Raw genomic sequence first — 15,609 nt, 5'->3', positions numbered from 1 at the left:
AGATAATCTGGCCTAAGGAGCAATCTTTTGTTTCAAATAACGTTGTACAAACCAAAAATCAATGGCGACTATCACTAGCGTTGCCACTAACCAAATAGTAATTGTTGGTAAACTAATTAATAAAACTAAACTAAAAATTACCGATTCAATGATCAAGAGGACTGTAATCAATTGTTTAAACGCCTTTAAGCGACTTTTATTTTCTATTGGATAAAGATGTGTGAAAACAATTTCTTCGTAAGTTGTGTAAAACGGCACAATTTGGGCTCCTGTTAAATAAATAAATAGGGCCGCAATTAATAACGCTAACCACCATGTCTTTACAAAAAATAAAATAATCGCACCTAACACGGTTAAACGAATAAATAAACCACTATATTCCGTTCCTCGTAAAAATCCCCGCCAATAAAGATATTGGTAAGTATTCTCGTGTTTAGCCTGGATAAGCCGTAATAAGCCATCCAAATAGCGACGACGACGCACCTTACCCCGTAACTGGGGAACATCAGTAAACAAATTAAATATCCGGTACATTTGAAGCATTCGGGATGATTCTGTCGTTAGACAAACCGACCACTGTAAAATATGGCCAACTAAAAAACGTTTGGCCAAAAATCGACCTAAAAACACTACGGCAAGGGTCAAAACGAACCCCAAAATTGGATTGATCCATAAAGAAACCGCAAAGGTAATGGTCGCTAAACCATAGAAAATGATCGACCGGTTTCTACTTGTATGGCTATCGCGCTCATAAAGTGCAATTAACTGTAACCAAAGCTGACTATCTTTTAATCCAATTAGACTTAAATAAAGCCAAAGACCACTAATCACTGGCAAATTTGCCCCAACCTGTAGAAATGGTAACAAAAAACCAACGATTACCAAACTAAGTAGATCCGGTAAAATCAAACTATAGCGCCGGGCACGGACTAAATACTCACTAAAACTTGTTTCCTTTGGTAAAAGGAACACGGTATCTGCATTTTCAACCAAGGTAGCCAGATGACCTAAACTAAGGGTCACTAAAAGAATAACTAAGACTGCCCCTTTGGCCCACCAAAGCGGCGCCGTAATCGTTTTTAAACTATTTGAATAGGCATAAGCTAAACCACCCAATAAAATGAAAACTGCAATCATAAAAAATTCGTTAAAGACTAAACGTAGATACTTTAACATCTCTCTTTGATGATTCTGTAAACGTTGTTGCCATAATTTTGCCATCATGAGTTCGCCACATCCGTCATTTTAAAGTAAATATCATCAAGGTTACCAGTTGGTAAATGATACTGGGTTTGCAGTTCAGCAAGACTTCCTTGACCAGTGATTTCACCTTGATTAAGTAAAATAAATTGATCGGCAGCCTGTTGCGCCGTTGCCAAGACGTGAGTTGACATCAAAACGGCTGCTCCCCGAGCCTTCTCAGTTGCAATCACTTGCAATAAATCTCGAACGGCAAGTGGATCCAGACCGGTAAAAGGTTCATCAATAATATATAAACTAGCCTGCGTTATAAATGCACAAACGATCATGACCTTTTGCTGCATTCCTTTTGAAAAATTAGCTGGAAACCAGTCAAGCCGCTTACTTAAACGAAATTTGTCCAATAATTGGTTGGCTCGTTGCCACGCTTCATCATGATCAAGATCATAAGCCATAATTGTTAAATCAATATGTTCACGTAAGGTTAGTTCTTGGTACAAAATTGGTGTTTCAGGAACGTACGCTAACGCCTGGCGGTACGACTCTGGCTTTTCTGCTAGACTAAGTCCATTTAAACGAATCTCACCTTTTTGCGGTGTTAATAGACCAATAATATGTTTAATTGTTGTTGATTTCCCAGCACCGTTCAGGCCAATCAGACCAACAATTGTTGCCTCAGGTACTGTGAAGTTCAAATTTTTAATAACTGGTACACGTGAATAGCCACCAGTTAGGTTCGTTATTTCTAATCCCAAAATCGTCATTCCTTCCCGTGAAATCGTGGTTTTATTGTACTATAGGCCTTAATTTCATTTTACGCTACTTTATGATAGCATGAACTTAAAAGTGAAAGAAGGTCATTTCCTATGGACTATGATAAAGATTGTATTTTTTGTAAAATTGTACATAATGAAATTCCAAGCACGATAGTGTATGAAGATGATGTCGTCAAGGCTTTCCTTGATATTACTCAGGCAACACCTGGACATACCTTACTCGTTCCAAAAAAGCACGTTGCCGATATTTTTGACTATGATGAAGCAATGGCAAAAGCAATCTTTAGTCGTATTCCGAAGCTTGCTCGCGCGATTCGCGATTCCAATCCCAACATTAAAGGAATGAACATTGTTAATAATAATGGGAAGGTTGCTTATCAATCCGTTTTCCATTCGCATTTTCATTTAATTCCTCGCTATTCGGAAAATGATGATTTTTCGATGGATTTTGGCGACAATTCCAAAGCCTACTCCCAGGCCAAACTACAACAAGTCGCAGCAAGTATTAAAGCAAACTTGGAGGACTAAACTATGAAAAAGATGACTACTGGGTTATTAACTGGTGCTATCATAGGTGGCATCACCGGCCTCTTTACGGCAAAGCGTAGTGGCCGCCAAACACAACAACTCGTTAAGGACTACTTAGATGGCATTTCCGAAGATGTTTTAGAATTAAATGACAGTCTTGCCCGTTTACGTAAGGCAGCGGCCATCCTAACAAAGGAAGGGTCACAAAATACTAGTCAAACAATGCAAGAATTGCAGCAATTATTTAGTGATTTTAATTTCCAAACGGAACCACGGATTAAAAAGGTTAAAGATGCTAGTGAAAAAATCCAACGTGATTTAAATGCCGATGGTAGCTTTAATTCAACAACCACCGATGACGCAGATGGAATGTAAACAAAGCTTCCTGTACTACTAAAAAGTTTTGTGCGACTCTCTACTACAAAAAAAGCGGTAATTTCTATTTTTGGCGGCCAATAAAAATTCTTCTCGATCTTATTTTTACATCACTATCTTCTTGAAGTTTTTATGAAGAATGCTAACTAGATTTCATTTCGGCCTTAACGTATGTTATATTTAGAATCGTGAGTTTCAGAAAAATATGAAAAGGATGTGCTTTACATGCGTAAAAAATGGCTATTATCCATTATGGGTATCTTTTTAGCCTTCACGTTAGCTGGTTGCGGTAGCAAAACCGTCGCCACAACCTCTGGTGGTAATATTTCGCAACAGGACTACTATAATGAAATGAAGAAATCATCAAGTGGTAAACAAACACTACAACAAATGATTTTGGATAAAGTTATGGAGAAACAATATGGTTCTAAAGTTTCTAAAGATAAGGTAGACAAGCAGTATAATTCGTATAAGAAGCAGTATGGTTCTTCCTTTAGTTCTGTCCTTTCACAAAATGACATGACTAAGGCTAGCTTCAAGAAGAATTTACGTTCTAACTTACTCTTAGAAGAAGCAGTTAAAGATAATGTTAAAATTACCAACGCTGATTTGAAGAAACAGTGGAAGACTTACCAACCAAAAGTTACGGTTCAACACATTCTTGTAGCTAAGAAATCGACAGCAACAGATGTTATTAATGAATTAAATAAAGATAATTCCGAAAAGAACTTCAAGGCGTTAGCTAAGAAGTATTCAACTGATACAGATACTAAGAATGATGCCGGTAAGTTACCTGCTTTTGATTCAACTGATACTAGTCTTGATTCTAGCTTTAAGACAGCAGCCTTCAAACTTAAAACTAACGAATATACTAAAACACCAGTTAAATCACAATATGGTTACCATGTTATTCGGATGATCAATCACCCTGCAAAGGGAACTATGAAAGAACATGAAGCAACTTTAAAGGCTCAGATTTATAGCAAGGACATGTCTAATAACACCGTTCTTAAGAGCGTAATTTCTAAGGTCTTAAAGAAAGGTAATGTTCAAATCAAAGATAATGATTTGAAGGACGTCTTATCTGGCTATGTTGGCAAGAGTAGCACAACCACTTCAACAAGCAGTAACTAATTATTAATTCTAAAATAGGACAACGGTGATCTGAATTCAGATCTCGTTGCCCTATTTTTTTATTGCTAGCGTCTTTCAAGTTATTTTGTCAATGTTCCTTAACTAACTTGCTAAATAGACTAGACTTTTCTAAAAAGTTCTTTAACTAAATTATCATTTGTTTTAAACTAATAATTAACGCTATTATCATTAATTATTAATTTAAGAAGGTGTATTTTTTTATGAATTCTGAATTATCGGTTAAAAGTGGCTTGCACGACGTCATTCCAACAACTTTTGGTTATATTGGAGTTGGACTTGCTTTCGGAATTGTCAGTCGAACGAGCCACCTAAGTTTACTAGCAATTTTATTAATGTCATTAGTTGTTTACGCCGGCTCGGCTCAATTTGTTATTACGAGTATGTTGCTAGCTGGTAGTCCAATTAGTGCAATTATTTTTTCCACCTTTTTAGTTAATGCCCGCATGATTTTAATGAGTACAACCATTGCTCAATACTTCCGGCGTTATTCCAGCCTGGCAAACATCGGTGTTGGAAGTCTTTTAACTGATGAGACTTTTGCCTTAGGGATGAATAAATTAAATTACACCAACCACCAATTAAATCTTCGCTGGTTTAACACAACTAACATTGTTGCTTACCTCGTTTGGGCAGCAGCCTCTATTACCGGTGCCCTAATTGGCAATTTAGTTACGGATCCTAAAAAACTGGGTCTAGATTTTGCTTTAGTAGCAATGTTTATTGGCCTACTCTACTTACAATTAATTAGCGATCGTTCTAAAAAATTACTGACGCAATTGATCGTTATTATATTTGTTGTCGTTGCCTTATATATTTCACTTATTTTCATGTCCGCCAATGCCGCTTTGCTAGTTGCAACACTGTTGGGCTGCGTATTTGGGGTGGTGATTGAACGGTGACTCGCTATATATTCTGGACAATTATCGGTTGCGGTATCGTGACAGTTCTATCGCGGACTTTTCCTTTCCTTTTAGTTAAAAATTTTGCACTACCTAAATGGTTAATTCACTTTCTATCCTTTGTCCCAATTGCTATTATGACAGCACTCTTTGTTGAAAATTTATTGATACCGCATCAAGGACGGCTGCCAGGAATTGATTTAGAAAATCTTTTGGCCTCACTTCCAGCAATCTTAACGGCAATTATCACCAAAAGTTTGTTGGCAATTGTCGTCGTTGGTATCATCGCAATGGCCTTAATCCGCTTTTTTGCGCTGGTCTAGAAATGTGCCCATTTTTATACGTCAAAATCTAGGTTAAAAAATAACGGAGTTGGACAAAAGTCAATCTTGAGTTTACTGCGTAACGTAAGTTAATTCAATAACTGTACTATGGTTATATTGGATTAGCTGTAGTTATGCTTGAAAAAGCAGCCTCCTGTCTTGCCATGTTTCAACTTGGTGAATTGTGCCGTGCTAGTTCTTGCGCCGACCGAGACAAATTGAGTTGCGAGCAGTTATGGACCTTGTAACTGTGTTCCTTGGTTTTGCCACAAGAATAGACAACGTATGGAACATCAAGATTATTAGCGTACTTAGCTGCGATTCGGACTTCGGTTCATCTTAGTCCGATCGACAACGTTAGTAATGCTCGGAACCTGATCGCTTTTTCAAACACTCCCGTAAGGCACGTGAACTCAAACTTTTGGTGCACGTTCAGAGTAATGATCAAAAAGAATAAGAGGCTAGGACTTTTTGTCCCAACCCCTTATTCTTTCGAACTTTTTTAGCCGAATTGATCAGAAAATACGCATAAAAGTAATTTTTAAACCCAGACTTTCTTGACATACTTTCAGTCAGGTACATTAATCCGTTTTAGGATTGGTTACTTTCATTTCTGGTCGGTAAAAATGACGACCGTCCATTCCAAAAATTCGTTCTGAAAAATTGCCTGGTTCCGTGTGTTCAAGCGTTCCCTGCAACATCATCACCGAAGCATCTAAATCATCAATGTGATGAAGCACTTCGGCCTCTAATATCTCCGGTTCAACCGGTGAACCGTATTCCTTGCGGCCATGATGGGCCAAAATGACGTGCCGCAAAAGTAGTAATTCTTCACTACTAGGATCGATTTTGAGTGCCGTACAAGCCCGAACAATTTCTTCATCAATCAGAACAATGTGCCCAAGTAAATTACCGGCCAATGTATAGGTTGTTGCCATTGCACCAGATAGTTCAATTGTTTTACCCATATCATGTAAAATGATTCCAGCGTATAACAATGGCTGCTTAATAAACGAATACTCAGCACAAATTGCCTGCGCTAAATGTAACATGGTGACCGTATGGAATGCCAAACCACCTTCAAACGCATGGTGATTAGTCTTAGCGGCCGGATAATCAAAGAATTCACTCTGATGTCGGTGCAAAATCCAGCGGACAATTCGATTCCAATTCGGATTCGTAATGGCAAAAACTGCTTGGTTAATTTCTTCTTCTAAATCTGATTTACTCAAAGGCGCTTTCGGTAAAAAATCAGTTGCAGTTTGATGATCCGCCTCTTGTGCCAACCGTAATTTAAATAATTTGATTTGCGGTTTACCTTGGTATAGCTCGCGTTTGCCTGTTAAATAAACTACCTTCCCAGCCTGAAAATTAGTAATATCAGTTTCACTGGCATCCCAAAATTTTGCTGTTATTTGTCCGGAACTATCCTCAAACGTAAAAGCAATAAATTTTTTTCCGTTTTTAGCCAAACGAACTTCTGCACCCTTAACCACAACGAATAACGCAACGTTTTCGTTATTTTGGTAATCAAAAAGCTTTTTTTCAGCCACTAAAAATCATCCTTCCCTTTTTAACTGAATTATTTCTTCTGGTGCAAACGAATTAAGGTCAGCTTCATTGGCCGTAAAATAAATAACTTGGTTGTGTTGACTGATTTGCCTTAATAATTTTAAAATGGCTTGACGCCGTGGTAAATCAAAATTAATAAAACCATCATCAATAATAAATGGCATCTTAGCAACATCACTAATTTCTTGTGCAAAGGCCAATTTAAAAGCCACGTATAATTGTTCCGCCGTACCTTGCGACAATTCTCCAACTGCAAAAATCGTTGCCTGCTTACTTTCTCTAACCGTTATTAGATCCGGCGCTACACTTATTTTATCATAACGATTATTTGTTAAAATAGCAAAGTACCGTGTCGCTAGCTTCAATAACTGCGGAAACCTTTGCGTCGAAGCCGCCGTTAAAGTTGCCGTAATCCAATCACTCGCTAATCGTTTAGCTAACCACTGTTGTGTTAAATCGCTAATTTGTGCCTCCTGTTGAGCCACCTGCTGCAAAAGATCCTGATAAGTACCGTCACTCACTAATTGCTGCATCGTTGCTTGTAACTTAACCAATTGTTGTTGAAGTACCATTAATTGCTGCCGTAATCGTTTTTCTTGGTCGCTAACGCTTACCAGCGCTGTTTGTACCTGAGCTTGGGTCGAATAGCCCTTAAATTCTGTTACAAGATCCCCTAACTGATTGGCCAAATAATTAAATTGTTGTTGTTGTTCCCGTTGCAGTTGTTGGTGTTTGACTGACTTTTGTAATTCGTGATCGCTCACTAAATGATGTTGCGTTAAAAAATCGGATTGCTTTTTTTGCCAGTCCTTGCTTTGTTGGTGTAAGCGTGCTGCTTGTTCCTGATAATAAGTATATTGCTGGTCCTTATTACCCAATTCACTCGCCTTATGCTGCATTTCTTGATAAAAAGTAATAATTTGTTTGACGGCCTTTTCAGGCTCTTGTTTATTAATTGGCAGCCATTCCTGCGCAAAAGAAAACTTCTCTAACCAGGCAATAATCTGCTGTTGTTGTTGAGTCAATTGCTCGGTTATTTTATGCATTGTTAACTGTAATTGTTGCAAACGGCCTAAATCATGCTGGCGATTTAAAATTAAATTAGTCGTTAAGGCCTGGTAGTGGTAACGCGCTTTTAAATTATCCCAAATTTGTTGCAATCCGGCTTGTCGCTGCCGTAATTGGGTTAATTTGGTTGTTAAAACTTGTAGTTGTTCCTTTTGCGTATCTAGTTGGGCCAAAGCCTGCTGCCATTCCGTATTGATCTTGTTTTCAGTATTACGCTGAATTTGCTGTTGATAAATGAACCAGCAACTGATCGCCAAACCAACTAGGCTTACTAATTTGAGCCCCCCCGGTAGCAAAAGACCAATGACGGTGACCACCAAACTTATTCCTAATGCAGCCGGCCAGTGATTACTCTCCGGGGTTTCTTGCTCTAACTCTGAAACCTTTTGTTCCAATTGCGTATTATTTTCGATCATTTGTTGTCGTAATTGTTCTTGCTCAATTAATTGCTGTCTTAAGGTTGTCTGTTCGGTAAAATTACGCTGAGCAACCGCCAAATCCGGTTTACTTAACGGCTCAACGATTGTTTGGATTCCTAATTCTGACTCTAATTCTTGTTGTTCCAATTGTGTGGCTTGTTGATTATTGACCAATAGCTCTTGACTAGCCAATAACTGTTCAATTTGATCCTTTTGTGAAAGTAAGTGGCCAAAGATTTCATTATTCGCAATATAAAATTGAAATGCCGGCGTTAAAGCTTGACTTTTCGTTTGTTCGGCAATTTTTTGGCTCACTTGTTGAAGATCCGCCGTTGTTAACGCCAATTGGTGTTTATATTCTGAATAACGTGCTAAATCTTGGTCCGTCAATTTAATTGATTGGTTCGCACCTACTTGCTTTAGTTGCAAGTAGGTTTGGTAATCCGGCCAGCTCTTCACTAGACGTTCAATACGACCTTTTTTTTGACTTAACTGCGTCGCATTCCTTGTTAATTTAGCTAACTGTTGCTCTTTTTCTTGCTTTTCCTGTGCTAATTGCATGTACTTCGGAAAGGCCCCCCGAGCTTGATTGACCTTTTTTTGTAGCTCCGCTAATTGTTTCAATGCAACGTTTAATGGCCAAATTCGACCTTTTTGGCGGTAAAGTTTGCCTGCTTCGCGCTGATAAGTGTCAGCCTGCTGTAACCACTTATCGCTCCCAACTGCCCCTACTGCTAACAAATGCTGATTTAAGTCGGCTTTAGATAAATGAAAAATTTGATTTAAAGATCGTTCGTCAAAATGAAAAACCGCCTGAAATAATTGTGGGGTAATTGGTGCTAATAATTGCGTCAAAAATTGTTCACCATAAACTTTTCCATCTTCATCAGTCACAGTTACGATACCACCGGCCTTACCGCCTACGCGCTTAATCACAAAACGCCGTTTATTACTTGTTGCAATGGTTATTGTGCCCCCATAACTATGACCGGCCTTGGGTAAGTATTGTTGATAAGGTTGCTTCTTAGTCGCAAATCCAAATAACACACCGGTGATAAATGAACTTAGCGTAGACTTCCCCGCCTCATTCAGCCCGTAGATCAATTCAATATTCGTCTTAAAATCAAAGGTACGATCATGCCATTTACCGAAGCCAAAAATTGTTGCCTGTTCAATCTTCATCGGTAGCAACTCCATTCTGATTGATTTCATCTAGCAAGGTTAGCACGTCGTTTTTTAGCTCAGACTGAAAATCGGCCTGCTTAATTAATGTATCTAGAAATGAATATTGCAGCAATGGCCCGGCAAGCTCTTGCAAATTTTTTTCACTAAAAATTTGCTTGGCCGCCTTTTGCCAATATTGCGCGTCTAAAGATTGAAAATTGGGAATTACGTTATTAACTAGCTTTAGTTCATAAATATAGCGAAGATAAGGTTGTGTTGGGGCCTGCTGTTGCAAATATTTAAGAAGTTCACCGGCCTGAATTCGTTTTAATAACGCTGGACTTAATTGATTACTATCACTTAATTGGATACTCAATAATAAATGATGTGCTTGCGGTAACTTGGCCACTTGTTCTTCAATTAAATTAATAATTGTGTTTAGACGCACCACTTGTTTAACAGAAACCACTATCTGGCGCCATTCAATAACTTCCACCGGATGAAATTCAAGGCTTAATTGCTGATCGGTGGTAGTCGTCACCAGATAATACCCCTTCTCACCTGACTCTTTCTTATGTCGTCCCTGAATATTACCAGAATAGACAATCGGTGGATCTTGATTTAAAATCTGGCGTTTGTGAATGTGACCCAAGGCCCAATAATCATAATTTTTCGACAATAACTCACTAATACTAAATGGTGCGTAAACGTCATGTTCTGAAGCAACGCTACTTTCAGAACCGTGTAGCAAACCAATTTGATAATCAACTTGTCCTTTAATTGGAAATAACGAGGTCATATCTTTAGTAATCCAACGGTTTGTGTAACTAAAACCACTCAGGGCCACTTTTTCACCAGCAGCTGTTATTAAATTAAAAGTTGCACCTTCACCAGGGAAAACGTGGACGTTGGTCGGAAAATCTAATTTAACACTATCCGCTGCTAAAAAATCATGATTACCATAACTTAAATAAACAGGAATCTTTTCAGTCTGCAGCCGCTTAAATTGTTTAACTAAAAAGGCCTGAACCTGAATACTCTGCGTTGCCTGATCATATAGGTCACCAACTAAACAAATAAAATCCACCTGAAGCCTAATAGCATCATCAACTAGCCGTTTGAAAGCAACAAATGGTGAATCATGAATAACTTGCCAAAGTTGATCAGAGGCCGTTTTTAACCCTTGAAAAGGACTATCAAGATGTAAATCCGCTGCGTGAATAAATTTCATATTATGAACTATCAAAGCACTGCTTTAATAGATTAACCTCTTTTCTAAATAATCAGACTAAAGTTAAGCTAAATCCTACTTTAGCATAGGGAACGTACATTCGCAATTTTTGATTTTATAATTGAATAAAAAAGGCTAGGACCTTTGTCCTAGCCTCCTTCCTATTTGCGAACATGACTCTAGAACGTGAACCCAAAACTGGCTTTTGTCCCACTCCACAAATTTATTAATTTACGTCATCAACTTAGTTTCACTAATTAATTAGAAAAATACGCGTAAAAATATTTTCCCAACACAGACTAATTTGCGTAAAGTTCTTGAACTGGCTTAGTAATAATGCCATTTAAGTCTTCCATAATTTGGCTCAAACCTTTTTCTTTATCCATTAAGGTCTGAATTTCTTTAAATTTACCAACTTTATCCGCAAGCTTTTTAGCCTCATCAATTTCTGAATCCTCTAAATTTTCACCTTGCATTTGTTTTTGCTGTAATTTCATATTTATTTGTTGGAAATTCTTAAAAAGATCATAAGCCTTCTGATTCTTTTTTAATTCTGTGTAAGCTGATTCCAAAGCCAAAAACTCATCAGTTTTACGTAGTTCACTCTCAAGTTGGTTTGCAATATCATAAACTTTAACTGCCATAATGCATCTCCTTAACTAATCTGTATTTTTAATTATATCATGAACTGAAAGCAGTTTCTATAAGGACTCTTAATTGAATAGCCCCTTAACTGTATCAACCCAGCTGTTGGCCTTATCCTTAGCCGAATCAAGATTGTTTTTGGCCTGATTAACACCATCTTGAACCTTATTCCACCAGGTTGAATTTGAATTACTCGACTTCTCATCGGACGCCATTTGCTGGGCATCCTGAACCTTAAAGGCGGTTTGTGGTGTGTTTGGTAAAATATTCGTCATTTCTGATTTCCAAACTGGCGCAACCCCTTCCTCGCTGATTCCTTGCAAAAAGTGGCTACTGTCAGTATTATCAAAACCAATCCAAGTGGCAACGACAATGTTAGGCGTATACCCGACCACCCACTGATCCTTCGTTCCAAAACCATACGAATTTGGTACCTCAGTACTTCCCGTTTTACCAGCCACTTGATAGCCCGCCGGTTTAGCACTTTGTCCAGTGCCGTGATCAAAGACACCCATCAACATGCTTGTCATTTGGTTGGCCACTTTAGTTGACATGACTTGCTTAGTTTTAACGTCCGTATTGTCCACCACAACGTTGCCACTGGCATCAACAATTTTTGTAATAAAATGAGAACTAGCCCGCTTACCGTTGTTAGCAAAGGCTGTATATGCACTCGCCATTTGGTACGGCGAAACACCAACTTTTAGGCCACCTAATGCCAAGGCCAGATTCTGATCGCTCTTTGGTAAATTAATACCAAAATTTTCAACCGAATCAACACCCTTTTGCACACCAATTTGGTCAAGTAACCAAACTGCAGGCGCATTTAAACTTTGGGCAAGCGCCGTATACATCGGAATTTTACCAGAATAATTATTACCGTAATCAGTTGGCGTATAGTGATTAGAACCATAAGACAGTTTTTTGTCAGTCAAAGAAGAATCATAGTGGTAACCATTTTCTAAGGCCGGCGTATAAACGGCTAACGGCTTCATCGTAGACCCTGGCTGCCGTTTAATTTGTGTCGCTCGGTTATAGCCACGGAAAACGTGTTCCCCACGGCCACCAACCACTGCGTTAACCCCACCAGTTCGAGGATCAATTGCTACGGACCCACCTTGAACTTTAGTGCCATCACTAGCATTTGCTGGAAATACCGAATCATCCTTAAAGGATTGTTCCATCTTACTTTGATAGGTTTGATTCAACGCCGTGTAAATCTTGTAACCCTTATTCATAATATCTTCTTCAGAAATGCCGTATTTGTTAATTGCTTCATCCACTACTGCGTCAAAATAATAGGGGTACTTATAGCCATCTGCTTGCTCATACCGATCCTGTAAGTTCAACGGCTCTTGTTTAGCAGTTTTAACTTGGCCGGCCGTTAACTTTTTATTTGTCTGCATTAGGCCTAAAATCAGGTTACGTCGGTCGATATTATTTTGTGGATGATCAATTGGATTATAAAAACTTGGGCTGCGCAACATTGCCGCGATACTAGCAGCTTGCGCCGAATCAATATTTTGTGCCGTTTGGCCAAAATATTTTTCGGAAGCATCATGGACGCCCCAAACACCATTGCCAAAATAGGCATTATTCAAGTACATCGTTAAAATATCTTTTTTGGTATAAACTTTATTAATTTCAATCGCTAAGAAAAGTTCCTCTGCCTTTCGACTAAAGGTTTGTTTCTGCGTTAACAAGGCATTTTTAGCAAGTTGCTGGGTTAAAGTGCTCCCGCCACCCATGATTGCACCGTGATGGATCACATAGCTAATCGCCGCACGGGCCATCCCTTTAATACTGAAACCAGGATTCGTCCAAAAAGAACGATCCTCTGTTGAAATAACAGCATTTTGAATTTGTGGCGAAATTTTATCGTAACTCACGTAGGTTCCTTTTTGTGAGTATAACGAACCTGCCTTTTGGTTATTTTGATCATAAATTGTTGTCGTTGCCTGTAAATTTGCTTTCAGATTACCAACATCAGCCGTTTTTGCCAAATAGGTTAAATAGGCACTGACAACAAAAAATAAGATTAAGAACATCAGTAATAACCAACGCCAAATCTGAAATCGGTGCCAGAAATGTCTTAACCAGTGCCAAAACGCGTGCCAGTAAGGGCCTAAAATTTCTCCTAACCGGTGAATAATTGGCCCGATTGCTTGCTTAACAGCTCGAAAAGCACGCTTAATTGTATTCCAAAAATTAGTCATAACATAACTCCATTATTGATCAATGTTTTAATTGCTCCATTATTGTAGCATACTTAATTGTTTACTTTTATCGGCAGAAAAAAATTAAAAAAGGATTAACAAATTAAATTTCCATTCTGACAACAATTCAGTACAATATTAACTATAAGGAAGTGATCATTTGCAAGCCTGGCACTATCGTTTTAGGCGGCAACCTACCGCTACTGAACTACCACTGCGCGATTTATTACGCCGGGAATGGCTCATTCCAAAATCGGTTTACCATCAACTTCGAGTGAAACAACATGTTACCGTTAATGGTATTTACCAAAGTGTCAATACGTTAATTCACCCAGGTGATCTCATCGAGCTCACTTTTGAAGCTAATGATTTCAGCACACCACTACCAAACTACCATGCAGGTCAAGCTGAGCAAACGGCGGTCTTGTACGAAACTAGTGATATTTTGGCCGTTGATAAGCCAATTGGGCAAAAGACACACCCTAACCAGCCTTGGGAAAATAATAGTCTGTTTAACGATGTTGCTAGTTACCTTGAACCACAACATTGCTTGCCCTACATTGTTCATCGTTTAGATATGGAAACTAGCGGCGTTTTGATTGTTGCCAAGAATCCAGTTGTTCTCCCAATCCTAAATCGACTAATTAAGACTAAACGAATCAAGCGCCATTACGTTGCCTGGATTCATGGCCAGTTGAACCTGCAACAAGGCACTATTGACGCGCCAATCGGCCGTGATCCATTTGATAAACGAAAACGCAAAGTTGCCGGAACAAACGCTGTTTCAGCAATTACACACTACAAGGTACTTAAACAGACCCCTGCTAGAACGTTAGTTGGTATTGAATTAGAAACTGGTCGCACACACCAAATTCGGGTTCATTTTGCTTCTATTGGCCATCCCTTGGTAGGCGATCCACTCTACGATCCGCAGGGCAATCAGTACCTGCGTTTATTTCTTCACGCTGATCGTTTACATTTATTAACACCTTTTTCTTACGAACCAATCCTCATTAAAGCACCTTTACCTGCCGTTTTTAACCAAAAAAATCTTTTAAAAAAACTACCTAAATGACTAAATTAGTCCGCTTTAGGTAGTTTTTAATTTATTTGTTGCATTTTATCACGAAAATAATCATTAATTTCTTGTGCCGCGGTTTCTGAGGGACTGATAACAAGGATTGTATCGTGTCCGGCAATCGTACCGGCAACATCGTCTAGCTTCATATCATCAATAATTGCCGCCAATAAATTACCGTTACTTGGCGCAGTTCTGATAACATTTACAAATTCAATTCGAGTAATCGAAAGTGCCACCTGAGCCAAAGTATCAGCCAACCGTTCCTCTTCACTCTTCTCACCATTATGGTAAATCGTATAGCGAATAGTTCCGTTGGCGTCTCGTTCCTTAACAATTTGCATTTCGCGAATGTCACGCGAAATAGTCGCCTGCGTTGCCGGAATTCCTTCTTCCTTTAAAAGTGCCAACAAAGATTCCTGGGTAGCAACGCTATGCTGTTTAATGATCTGTTCAATCCGTGCTTGTCGAACTGATTTTTTCATCATTATCACCTCATTACCTAGATGTTACTATTTAGTATAACAAATTAAAACCATTTTTTCTTATAAATATGAGGTTTTACTTATAAAAATCCGTCTGCACCTAGGAATCATTTCACAATTGTAACTACTATTCCACAATTGAGGTTGGTTAACTAAGTACGCTAATAATCCTAACGCTCCATACGTTGTCCATTCAACTAGGACACAATCGCTCAGTTAAAAAATAGCAAGCATAGGAGGTCACTTTTCCAAACGCAAACTGGCGCGTATTCCGCCATACACTTTCATTTAATGTATATTTTGCCCATTTTATAATAAAGCTGGATTGATTTTTGCCACCCATAATTTATAAAAAATTAAAAATGGGGCCAAAAAAGCACCTAAAATACCAGCAATTTTGGCTCTATACTTTTTCCTGTTGATAGTTTACAAAGTGGTAAACTATTAACAGGATTTTTTGGGCCCTTGAATTTAC

Annotated in this window: 14 protein-coding genes; 6 read left to right on the top strand and 8 right to left on the bottom strand. The window is 38.5% G+C overall.

Annotated elements, in window-relative coordinates; translation table 11 throughout:
- Positions 1–12: 12 nt before the first annotated feature.
- Positions 13–1,224: an ABC transporter permease gene (locus tag EKM98_RS09075; RefSeq protein WP_125982162.1), complete on the bottom strand. Its 1,212-nt coding sequence runs from the start codon at positions 1,222–1,224 to the stop codon at positions 13–15.
- Complete coding sequence (locus tag EKM98_RS09070; protein WP_125982160.1) at positions 1,221–1,955, bottom strand: ABC transporter ATP-binding protein; 735 nt, start codon at positions 1,953–1,955, stop codon at positions 1,221–1,223. The genes EKM98_RS09075 and EKM98_RS09070 overlap by 4 nt, the downstream gene beginning before the upstream one ends.
- Positions 1,956–2,066: 111 nt before the next feature.
- Here EKM98_RS09070 and EKM98_RS09065 point away from each other — a divergent pair, with 111 nt between their 5' ends.
- From EKM98_RS09065 to EKM98_RS09045, 5 genes are all read left to right on the top strand, one after another.
- Complete coding sequence (locus EKM98_RS09065; RefSeq protein ID WP_125982159.1) at positions 2,067–2,504, top strand: HIT family protein; 438 nt, start codon at positions 2,067–2,069, stop codon at positions 2,502–2,504.
- Between the two features lie 3 nt (positions 2,505–2,507).
- A complete protein-coding gene (locus EKM98_RS09060) occupies positions 2,508–2,879 on the top strand; it encodes a YtxH domain-containing protein (protein ID WP_125982157.1) in 372 nt (123 codons plus the stop codon).
- 225 nt (positions 2,880–3,104) lie between these two features.
- Entirely contained in the window at positions 3,105–4,013 is a 909-nt protein-coding gene (locus EKM98_RS09055) for a peptidylprolyl isomerase PrsA (protein ID WP_125982155.1), read from the top strand.
- A 221-nt stretch (positions 4,014–4,234) separates the two neighbouring features.
- Entirely contained in the window at positions 4,235–4,933 is a 699-nt protein-coding gene (locus EKM98_RS09050) for an AzlC family ABC transporter permease (protein ID WP_125982153.1), read from the top strand.
- On the top strand, positions 4,930–5,256 hold the full coding sequence (locus tag EKM98_RS09045) for an AzlD domain-containing protein (RefSeq protein ID WP_125982151.1): 327 nt from the start codon (positions 4,930–4,932) through the stop codon (positions 5,254–5,256). Before EKM98_RS09050 ends, EKM98_RS09045 begins: the two co-directional genes overlap by 4 nt.
- A 581-nt stretch (positions 5,257–5,837) precedes the next feature.
- On the opposite strand, the gene EKM98_RS09040 is transcribed toward EKM98_RS09045, so the two are convergent.
- From EKM98_RS09040 to EKM98_RS09020, 5 genes are all read right to left on the bottom strand, one after another.
- A complete protein-coding gene (locus EKM98_RS09040) occupies positions 5,838–6,809 on the bottom strand; it encodes a 3'-5' exoribonuclease YhaM family protein (protein WP_125982149.1) in 972 nt (323 codons plus the stop codon).
- A 6-nt stretch (positions 6,810–6,815) separates the two neighbouring features.
- Complete coding sequence (locus EKM98_RS09035) at positions 6,816–9,497, bottom strand: ATP-binding protein (protein WP_164512688.1); 2,682 nt, start codon at positions 9,495–9,497, stop codon at positions 6,816–6,818.
- Positions 9,487–10,710: a metallophosphoesterase family protein gene (locus EKM98_RS09030; RefSeq protein ID WP_125982145.1), complete on the bottom strand. Its 1,224-nt coding sequence runs from the start codon at positions 10,708–10,710 to the stop codon at positions 9,487–9,489. Before EKM98_RS09030 ends, EKM98_RS09035 begins: the two co-directional genes overlap by 11 nt.
- A 299-nt stretch (positions 10,711–11,009) precedes the next feature.
- The gene (locus EKM98_RS09025) at positions 11,010–11,354 is read right to left on the bottom strand and encodes a YlbF family regulator (RefSeq protein WP_125982143.1); all 345 of its coding nucleotides are present in this window, start codon (positions 11,352–11,354) and stop codon (positions 11,010–11,012) included.
- Positions 11,355–11,423: 69 nt separating this feature from the next.
- Entirely contained in the window at positions 11,424–13,571 is a 2,148-nt protein-coding gene (locus tag EKM98_RS09020) for a PBP1A family penicillin-binding protein (RefSeq protein WP_125982141.1), read from the bottom strand.
- A 160-nt stretch (positions 13,572–13,731) separates the two neighbouring features.
- Between EKM98_RS09020 and EKM98_RS09015 the strand changes: the two genes are divergently transcribed.
- Complete coding sequence (locus EKM98_RS09015; RefSeq protein ID WP_125982139.1) at positions 13,732–14,646, top strand: RluA family pseudouridine synthase; 915 nt, start codon at positions 13,732–13,734, stop codon at positions 14,644–14,646.
- Between the two features lie 26 nt (positions 14,647–14,672).
- On the opposite strand, the gene argR is transcribed toward EKM98_RS09015, so the two are convergent.
- Positions 14,673–15,134, bottom strand: coding sequence for an arginine repressor (argR, locus tag EKM98_RS09010; RefSeq protein ID WP_068223572.1), 462 nt, complete (start codon positions 15,132–15,134; stop codon positions 14,673–14,675).
- Between the last annotated feature and the right edge of the window lie 475 nt (positions 15,135–15,609).

The sequence above is a fragment of the Loigolactobacillus iwatensis genome, from assembly GCF_003950295.1.
Lineage (GTDB): Bacteria > Bacillota > Bacilli > Lactobacillales > Lactobacillaceae > Loigolactobacillus > Loigolactobacillus iwatensis.
The sequence above is the reverse complement of the archived record's forward strand: the minus strand, read 5'-3'. Positions and strand labels throughout refer to the sequence as shown.

Excerpts from the sequence above, each read along its gene's own strand:
- EKM98_RS09075 (WP_125982162.1), bottom strand. The coding sequence starts at position 1,224 with ATGATGGCAAAATTATGGCAACAACGTTTACAGAATCATCAAAGAGAG.
- EKM98_RS09065 (WP_125982159.1), top strand. The coding sequence starts at position 2,067 with ATGGACTATGATAAAGATTGTATTTTTTGTAAAATTGTACATAATGAA.
- EKM98_RS09060 (WP_125982157.1), top strand. The coding sequence starts at position 2,508 with ATGAAAAAGATGACTACTGGGTTATTAACTGGTGCTATCATAGGTGGC.
- EKM98_RS09055 (WP_125982155.1), top strand. The coding sequence starts at position 3,105 with ATGCGTAAAAAATGGCTATTATCCATTATGGGTATCTTTTTAGCCTTC.
- EKM98_RS09050 (WP_125982153.1), top strand. The coding sequence starts at position 4,235 with ATGAATTCTGAATTATCGGTTAAAAGTGGCTTGCACGACGTCATTCCA.
- EKM98_RS09035 (WP_164512688.1), bottom strand. The coding sequence starts at position 9,497 with ATGAAGATTGAACAGGCAACAATTTTTGGCTTCGGTAAATGGCATGAT.
- EKM98_RS09030 (WP_125982145.1), bottom strand. The coding sequence starts at position 10,710 with ATGAAATTTATTCACGCAGCGGATTTACATCTTGATAGTCCTTTTCAA.
- EKM98_RS09025 (WP_125982143.1), bottom strand. The coding sequence starts at position 11,354 with ATGGCAGTTAAAGTTTATGATATTGCAAACCAACTTGAGAGTGAACTA.
- EKM98_RS09020 (WP_125982141.1), bottom strand. The coding sequence starts at position 13,571 with ATGACTAATTTTTGGAATACAATTAAGCGTGCTTTTCGAGCTGTTAAG.
- argR (WP_068223572.1), bottom strand. The coding sequence starts at position 15,134 with ATGAAAAAATCAGTTCGACAAGCACGGATTGAACAGATCATTAAACAG.